Genomic DNA, 1,827 nt, shown 5'->3' with positions numbered 1-1,827 from the left:
GGGTGGTCTTGCCTGCGGAGAGGAATTCGGGATGAAGTGCGCCGGCGAACGAGGGGGGCCACACGAGATCCAAAGGAAGGCTCAAGCCACCGGCAGTGGCGTATTTTTTATCCGAGCCACTAGACGTCACGCCGTGCCATGGGAGTGTGACGATACCGCCACAGTACGTTGGGCGATGCAGGTAAACTTGTTGGGTAGTGCGGTTGAAGCGTATTAGTAAGTGGCGGGATGTGAACATCTCGAATCGCGTGAAGCGGAGCCCAAATTTTAGGTAAAGCCATAATGTACCTAAGCCCGTGGTGAGGAAGAATGACGCCATGAGAAGCTGCTCGCCATAGGGCTCGCCATTATAGTTGAGTGCTAGGTTGAAAAGAAATTTTATGTCCTCTAAAACAATCGCTATATTTACTAATGAGTAAACTATAGCCGTAAGGGATAGTATGCTTATCAGTCCTCGTTTATCTTCCCACATACCATATCGCATTTCTAATATTTGCTCGTTGTAAATATAGACTGGTCCACGGCTTTTGGGTGTGTTGCAAGCAGGCTTTTTGGCGGATTCGAGCATTTCCAGGTCATCGCTTTCATATAAAGCTTTTCTTTTGACCTTCTTATACTGCTTTTCAAAAGCGTCGCGTTCTTCTTTTGGATCAATGTAGGCAAGCCATGTGAGCCATTCAACAAAATACATTATATGACCTCACTGGTCGCACTGAACAAAGCCTCAAGTTCTTCTGCATCCTTTGTGTAACCTTTGTGAGATAGTTGAAGGCGGAAGCAGCATTTGCTGCACCATTTTTCTAGCGCGTCTTCATCGAGAATCAGTAAGGCGATACTGCTGGCGAGCACTATGGCGCCTCCAATCCAGCTCAAACGACTGAGCCAAAGCATGGCAGCTCTGTTCGCCGCCAATCGTGCAGATAATCTTGATAAGGTCACGCTTAAGTTATTTACGCGGGCAGTGAAGACGCTAACCGACAGCCAGTGGAAAAGCGCACTAGCCTGTGAAAATGCTATTCCTCCTTGCCCCACGAGTAGCGCGAAAGTAGCACCTGTTCTAACTCCATAAGCTAACGCTAATGTTGGTTTGGATTTATTCTTTGCCTCTATAGCGTCGGCGATGTCCCACGTAATACTGACAATCCCCCCCACCGCCGCTAACCCGGCCCCCCACAGTCGATAACGTCCCAAACTAACTTGCGCACCTCGCGCAGTAACGCTGTTCTCACCAACACCTCTGAGCGTCACCTCAGTACCCACTGCAAGTAGTTCCATCCCCGCGGCCGCGCTGGTCAATGCGGCCGCAGTCACTTCACTCCAGAAGCGTCGGTCCTTGTCATCCCGCCTTCCTTGTAACAGCAGCAACCCGGCCTCCAGCAGGAGTAGCGCACTGGCCACACGCAAGCGATAGAACTGATTGCCGTGTACGCCTTGCAATGTCTCGACATAAGCTCGATTGAGGCGGCGCACGACAGGTGCCGCGACGCGGCCGGGCGACGGGGTTTGGCCTTCCAGCGCCTGCTCACTCAACCGCAGGTTCAATGCTTGCTCACCCAGTGAGGCAATGAGGTAGGTGCTCAGGCGTCGGTAAAGCAAGCGGTCGGCGCTGCCAGGGGCACCCACTGACAAGCTCTGTCGCCCTAATTGCCCGAGCCAGGCCAGCGCGCCGGCTGTGTTGGCGGGGCTGTGTTGCGCGAGCTGGTCCAGATGGCTATCGACCTGGCTGAAGTGTGCGGCGAGTTCCTTGGCTTGTTTGAGCGCTGTATCCAGTTGCTGCAAAGGATCGTCACCCTGCGGCAGTGCGTCCAGCGTTGTGCGTGTTTGCGC

General features: G+C 53.2%; 2 pseudogenes. Both read right to left on the bottom strand.

Annotated elements, in window-relative coordinates:
* Positions 1–691, bottom strand: a pseudogene (locus tag ACPZMI_RS04210) (hypothetical protein); the annotation flags it as partial.
* A pseudogene (locus tag ACPZMI_RS04205) lies at positions 691–1,827 on the bottom strand (hypothetical protein); the annotation flags it as partial. The pseudogenes ACPZMI_RS04210 and ACPZMI_RS04205, both read right to left, overlap by 1 nt.

The organism is Pseudomonas wayambapalatensis (assembly GCF_049942315.1).
Lineage (GTDB): Bacteria > Pseudomonadota > Gammaproteobacteria > Pseudomonadales > Pseudomonadaceae > Aquipseudomonas > Aquipseudomonas wayambapalatensis.
Note: the sequence above shows the minus strand (reverse complement) of the source record. Positions and strands in the feature narration are given on the sequence as shown.